This is a genomic window from Brevibacillus formosus, from assembly GCF_003013405.1.
Classification (GTDB): Bacteria; Bacillota; Bacilli; order Brevibacillales; family Brevibacillaceae; genus Brevibacillus; species Brevibacillus formosus.
This window is the reverse complement of the sequence record NZ_PXZL01000002.1, coordinates 146,218-152,272: the sequence shown is the minus strand read 5'-3', so window position 1 is coordinate 152,272 and position 6,055 is coordinate 146,218. Positions and strand designations below refer to the sequence as shown.

8 protein-coding genes are annotated in these 6,055 nt (G+C 49.6%); all 8 read left to right on the top strand.

The features are described 5' to 3' along the window. Positions 1-369: 369 nt before the first annotated feature. Positions 370-1,473: a glycine oxidase ThiO gene (gene thiO / locus C7R91_RS04045; RefSeq protein ID WP_047073755.1), complete on the top strand. Its 1,104-nt coding sequence runs from the start codon at positions 370-372 to the stop codon at positions 1,471-1,473. A gap of 88 nt (positions 1,474-1,561) precedes the next feature. Beyond that, on the top strand, positions 1,562-2,356 hold the full coding sequence (locus tag C7R91_RS04040; protein ID WP_047073499.1) for an LSm family protein: 795 nt from the start codon (positions 1,562-1,564) through the stop codon (positions 2,354-2,356). Positions 2,357-2,507: 151 nt separating this feature from the next. After that, positions 2,508-2,906, top strand: a complete 399-nt coding sequence (locus tag C7R91_RS04035) for a YugN-like family protein (RefSeq protein ID WP_047073501.1) — start codon at positions 2,508-2,510, stop codon at positions 2,904-2,906. 96 nt (positions 2,907-3,002) lie between these two features. Continuing rightward, positions 3,003-3,452, top strand: coding sequence for an NUDIX domain-containing protein (locus C7R91_RS04030; RefSeq protein ID WP_047073503.1), 450 nt, complete (start codon positions 3,003-3,005; stop codon positions 3,450-3,452). A 97-nt stretch (positions 3,453-3,549) separates the two neighbouring features. Further along, on the top strand, positions 3,550-4,347 hold the full coding sequence (locus C7R91_RS04025) for an NAD kinase (protein WP_047073504.1): 798 nt from the start codon (positions 3,550-3,552) through the stop codon (positions 4,345-4,347). A 25-nt stretch (positions 4,348-4,372) separates the two neighbouring features. Beyond that, positions 4,373-5,110, top strand: a complete 738-nt coding sequence (locus tag C7R91_RS04020; protein ID WP_047073506.1) for an MOSC domain-containing protein — start codon at positions 4,373-4,375, stop codon at positions 5,108-5,110. Then, on the top strand, positions 5,107-5,595 hold the full coding sequence (locus tag C7R91_RS04015) for a YbaK/EbsC family protein (RefSeq protein WP_047073509.1): 489 nt from the start codon (positions 5,107-5,109) through the stop codon (positions 5,593-5,595). Before C7R91_RS04020 ends, C7R91_RS04015 begins: the two co-directional genes overlap by 4 nt. Beyond that, the gene (locus C7R91_RS04010; RefSeq protein WP_258183126.1) at positions 5,564-6,046 is read left to right on the top strand and encodes a hypothetical protein; all 483 of its coding nucleotides are present in this window, start codon (positions 5,564-5,566) and stop codon (positions 6,044-6,046) included. The genes C7R91_RS04015 and C7R91_RS04010 overlap by 32 nt, the downstream gene beginning before the upstream one ends. Positions 6,047-6,055 lie beyond the last annotated feature (9 nt).

Below are 6,055 nucleotides of genomic sequence, written 5' to 3'. Positions count from 1 at the left end.
GGACTCCACAAGTCGCTACGTCTGGAAATATTCTTCTCTGGCGTACATGATGGCATTCTTCATTCTTTTAAGTCTTATCAAAACCGTTTAATAACGAAAAAGCTCGTAGAGGAAACAGGAGAAATAAGCGAAGATCTTAGGGCAACCGATCGAGACGGAATGCAAAAAGCGAAACACGCCTTTAAGCGTCCACCTCTGAGACACATCCTGAAAGAACTACTTTGGACGCGGTTTCGCTTTTTGCATGGAGTCGTGCAGTCAATCCCCCAGGGGGTGGCCCTAGAAGCTGAGCGTGTTCTCCTGTTTCCTCCACGCCACAACAGCAACGTACAAGACGTTTTTAGTCAACTTGGTGAGGAGAGAAAAAAGATGAGTGATTGTCTGGTAGTGGGTGGAGGAATTATCGGATTGAGCTTGGCATACGAGCTGTCACGGCGCGGGATGACCGTTACCCTAGTCGAGCAGGGTGAATGGGGAGGGCAGGCGTCTTCTGCTGCCGCAGGAATGCTTGCTCCTTTGAAAGAATTCACAGCACCTGGACCAATGCTCGATTTGGGCATGGAGTCACTTGCGCTATACCCGGAATGGGCAGCAGAGCTGGAGGAATTGACTGGCGGAGATGTACAGCTAAGCCTGGAGGGGCTGCTGACCGTCGCGTTAAATGAGGAGGAAGTCCAACAGCTTGCAGACAAGTACCGTTGGCAAAAAGAAGCGGGCCATGCAGTGCATTGGCTCTCGAATACATTGCAAGTGAAAGAGATAGAGCCGCTTCTGACCGACCAAGTGCAAGCGGCCATCTATTCGCCGTACGAAGGACACATCAACAATCGAATGCTTCTTCGCGCCTTGGCAACAGCTTGCCAATTGCAAGGAGTGAAGCTGCTATCTGGCTGCGTGGTGAGCGGCATTGCGGTAAAAGGCGGAAAAGTGGTCGGGATCGAGACCTCTACAGGGTCACTGCGTGCTGAACAGACAGTGATTGCCTCGGGAGCGTGGGTTGGAATGATGCTGGAGATGCTTGGGGTTTCCGTGCCGATTCGCCCTGTTCGTGGACAGATTGCGGCCGTCTCGTCCGTGGGCATTCCATTGCGAACGGTGATTTTCGGAACGACAGGCTACATCACTCCGAAAAAGGATGGAAAAATTGTCATTGGTGCGACTGAGGATGAGAGTGGCTTCCAGCGGGAAGTCACAATGGCGGGTTTAGCCAGTATCCTGCAAGGGACTATGCCGTATGTTCCTGCGCTACACTCCGCTACCTTTCTGGAGGCTTGGGGTGGACTTCGACCTGCGACACAAGATGGCAAACCGCTCTTGGGACCCGTTCCTGGCTGGGAAGGCCTGTCGATCGCAGGTGGACATTTTCGCAATGGTATCTTGCTTTCTCCCGTCACTGCAAAATCGATGGCGGACTTTGTGGAAAAAGGGGAGACGGAGCGTCTTTTGCCATTTTTACCTGCCCGCTTTCTGTAAATTGGGCTAGTCTCGCCCAGATTCCGGTAACCTCCCTATAGGCACTTGTATATGGTAATAAAGAAACACCAGAAGGGGAGGAGTTTCCATGCAGTCTGATTCTGAGAAAAACCTGTATCAGGCTGACATTCAATTTGTCAGCCTGTTAAAGGATATGCGAGAAAATGTGCACAACATTTGCAAGGAGCACGTGGAGAAAAAAGTGCGCATTGAAGCAATTGACGGGCAAGTGTTTGAAGGCGTCATCGTCGATTATGATGATCAGAACGTATACGTAGAAGTTGTAGACCAGGATGCAGAGGAAGAAGAAGTTTTCGATGAGTATGAGAACTATGAGGACTACAATCCTTATCAAGTAATGGAAGTGGCCAGTCAGCAGCCGTATGGAGGATGGGGGCAATATCCTGATTATTACTACCAATATGTGAGCTATAATCCGTATGCAGGCTATCCTCCCTATGGCGATCTCAGTCCTTATGGCGGCAACAATCCATTCTATCCGCAGGTAAGTCCCTATGGCGATGAGTACAATCCATACAATCAGATCAGTCCTTTCGGCAGCTCCAACAACGCACGGGTCAGCCCATATAGCAGCAGCAATCGTCCCGCCCCCCAGGTCAGCCCGTACAGCAGCAGTAACCGTCCCGCTCCCCAAGTCAGCCCGTATAGCGATCAGAAGCCGCAGGTAAGTCCTTGGGAGCAAAATCTATCGCCATTTCCACCATACCCGCCGTATCCGCCATTTTTTTGTCCGCCACCACCACCCCCGCCGCCATATGTTTTGCCAAGAGTTCAAGGGAGAAGAAGACGTAAAAGATGTCGGAACGGACGTAAAATCATTCCATTGGCGCTGTTTACGCTCCTGACGATTGTCTTGATTTAATGGTGGGGAATTTACAAGCCTCTCAAGGCCATCACGGCTTAGGAGGCTTGCTGCTTTTTGTAGATGTGAGAGTACAACCTCACCTTTTGTCACACACTACGAACAAAACAGTGGACGTTTCTCACAGAATAAATAAAGGCAGGGATGGACGATGAAACAAATAAGCAGCAGCTTGCCAGGCACGCGGGCAACATTTGGCTATTTTCGTGAAGCGCTTCAGCCGCATTTTACATTATCCAACTGGGATTATGAGCAAGGATACTTCGACCGGGCGCTGGACGATAAAAACACGGTCTTTTTGCGCTTGCCTGTAAAAGTATTGCAAGGCGAGCTCGATAGCCCGGATGCTTGGCTGGAAATCGGGCGGCCGTTTGTGATCCGACATGTGTACCAGACTGGGGTAGAGGAAGATATCGGTTACACGGAGGCCCTCGCTTCGGGCTTGATGAATCAGTTTCAAGAGCCGGTAGACAAGGACGCCCAGATTGATTCGAGATGGATTCGAAAAGCAGAGGCGATTGTCAAAGAGCTGGAGAATCGCCTCGCGTGAGACAGGCCGTTGATAGGCCTGTTTTTTTCTTGTTTATGGCAGGGAAAATATAGGCGGCTAAAGAATGGTAGCACATGGAAAAAGCGAGGTGGAAATATGGCCTGGTACCATACAGTGGCGAAATGGTATTGGAAAATCCGCAAGCCTCTCACCTTGGGTGTCCGTATCATTGTAACGGATAAAGAAAAGGGAGTTTTGTTAATCCGGCATACGTATGTCCATGGCTGGTATTTGCCGGGAGGAGGGGTAGAGCGAGGAGAATCGTTTGGCGATGCGGCTCGCAGGGAGTTGTGGGAGGAGTGCGGAATACGAGCAGACGGACTTACCCTCTGCCATCTGTTTTACAGTGAGCGGGAAGGGAAAAGAGACCACATTGCCTTGTATCATGTCGACCTCACACCTGGCCAAGAATTGCATAAGGATGACAAAGAAGTAGCGGAAATGCGCTTTTTTGCTTGGGATGAGCTTCCTCAGGAAATATCACCAGCTACAGAGAGACGTTTATCCCAATTTCGCAAGCAGTCCTTTCAGAGTGACCGCTGGTGACACGTGTTATGCAAGTCGATTTTTCCTATGGTATAGTGAAGACAAACAACAGAGCGTATTTGACCGCTTGTAAGGATAAAAGTGAGGGCAGACCAGCATGAAGATTGCGACTGTACTGCGAAATGACGATTATACACGAGAAGTGGAACAAGCATTAAAGGAAAAGCTGCATGCAGCAAATAGCCCGTTTACCTTTGTGAAGGGACCAGGTGAGCAACCGGATATGGTGTTGTCCATCGGGGGAGACGGGACACTTTTGGAAGCCGTCCATCAATACGGGATCGAGCCGTCCTATGTGGGGATTCATACGGGTCACCTGGGCTTCTATGCGGACTGGCGTCCCGAGGAGCTGGACGAATTCGTTGAGCGTTTGATGAACGATGAGCCTCTGATCGCGGAATACCCGACTGTCCAATGCAGGATCAGCACAAGAGATGGAAAGCAGTACGAAAAGTGGGCGTTGAATGAAATGGTTTTGCGTAATGCGAATCTGTCAACCTTGGTGACATGCGTCTATATCAATGGCGATGAGCTGGAGACATTTCGCGGTGACGGCTTGATCGTTTCATCACCGTCTGGAAGTACAGCCTACAACAAGGCGGTGGATGGAGCGATTGTTCATCCGTCCATTGAGGCGATTCAGTTGTCCGAGATCGCTTCGATCAATAACCAAGCGTATCGGACGATTAATAGCTCGCTCGTATTGCCGAAGCATCATGAAGTAGAGCTGATCGTCATGAATCCCGAGATTATGATCGGCCTAGACCGCGAGCAGGCAGTATGGAGAGATGTGTGTTCCATTCGCTGCCGAGTGGGACCTGACAAAGTGAAATTCGCTCGCTACAAGCGCCTGACGTTTTGGGGGCGGGTTCGTAATTCATTTATATCCGGATAGAGAAAGCGTTGGGGAGGGGAACCAAATGAAAAAAGTAGGAACACTGCAGACCATTTTCCGTCATCCTGTCAAAGGAATGCGAGGGGAAGAGCTATCATCAAGTACGGTCGATGAATTTGGCTTGTATGGAGACCGTGCCTATTATTTTTTGGATAATGCTCGTCAAGGTAAGTATCTCAGTGCGGATGTTGTGCCCGCTCTTATCGGGTATCATGCCAGCATGAGCGAAGGGACAGGAAAAGAAGCGTACCCGCCGATTCGGATTGAAGCTCGAGATGGCAGTGTACATACGTGGGATGATACTTTTTTTGCCCATGTCGCGGAGACGGCGAAGCGCTCCATTACACCGATGATTAGTAGTCCGCAAGAAGGCGGCGTGAACTGGGAAGACCACATTCTGCTGGTCACGGATGCATCTCTCAGAGAGATCGCGCGGCAGATTGGGGCAGAACAGGTAGATCCACGACGCTTTCGGGGGAATTTGGTCGTTGTTCTGGAGGATGATGAGCCGTTCGCGGAAGACAAATGGCTGGGCAAACAGATCAAAATCAATGATGTGACCTTGCAAGTAAACAAACACTGCGAGCGCTGTGTATATGTCAATATCGATCCAGAAACGTTGGCGATGACTCCTGCCGTATTGAAGGCATGCGTCAAGTGTCACGATAATCACTTCGGCGTTTATGCTTCGGTTGTCAAGACAGGCAGTGTGTCGCAAGGCGATGACGTTTTTTTAGTGGAGATAGGGAGTGACGGGGAATGATCGCTAGCCCTTTGGAAAAGGTTCGCAGCTATGTACAACGCTATGATTCGAGTATTGAGCCAATTTTGTTTGAACAACCGTTGCCTACGTCCGAAGTGGCTGCACAGGCATTAGGTGTCGAGATCGGCCAAATCGCAAAGTCGATCCTGTTTCGGGTAGATGAGCAGTTCGCCTTGTTCGTGGCAGCAGGCGATGTACGTGTACACCCCAAGCAAGTGAAGGCAGCGTTTGGACAAGGAAAGCCAAAGATGGCAACGCCGGAAGAGGTAGAAAAAATGACAGGCTTCTGTGTTGGCGCGGTTTGTCCGTTCGCCCTGCAGGAAGAAGTGCCTGTATTTGTGGATCGCTCCTTGAAGCGTTTCCCGGTGGTTTATACGGCTGCTGGTATAGCAGAGTCACTTTTACCCGTCTCTTATGAAGCCTTGTTGGAGATGACAGGAGCGAAAGAAATCGATGCTGCTTCGGCAGAAGGGAACCCATTATGAAAAAATGCGTAGTCTCCGTCTTAGTACTAGCTATAACCTGAGTCATTACAACAAAATCAAAGAAGATTTAGCTGTGAAAGGAATTCATACCCTTCCTTTTCAGCTTGAGCTAGACAAGCAAACGAATTACTACCGCTTTTATTATCCAAAACAAGAAAACGCGGCAAGCGAAAAAGCAATATGGGTTAGTGTCATGCTGGGCGGTGATCAAAAAACAATAGACGGCATCATGTATGAAGGGGTTCCAGACGTTCATACTGTGAAGGCGATGATTCAAGCTACTGGACTTACCTGGACTCCGGAGCTGGATCAGTTCATTGCGCTTGCCAACGTTGCCCAAACGCCAAAAGAAATGGTTGTTTCCGATGTGAAAGTAACGATCGAAGGAACGCCAGCACAAATAAAAGTAATGGTTGACCCCATGAAATTAGAAGCTCCGAAAAAATTATAATGCTGAAAA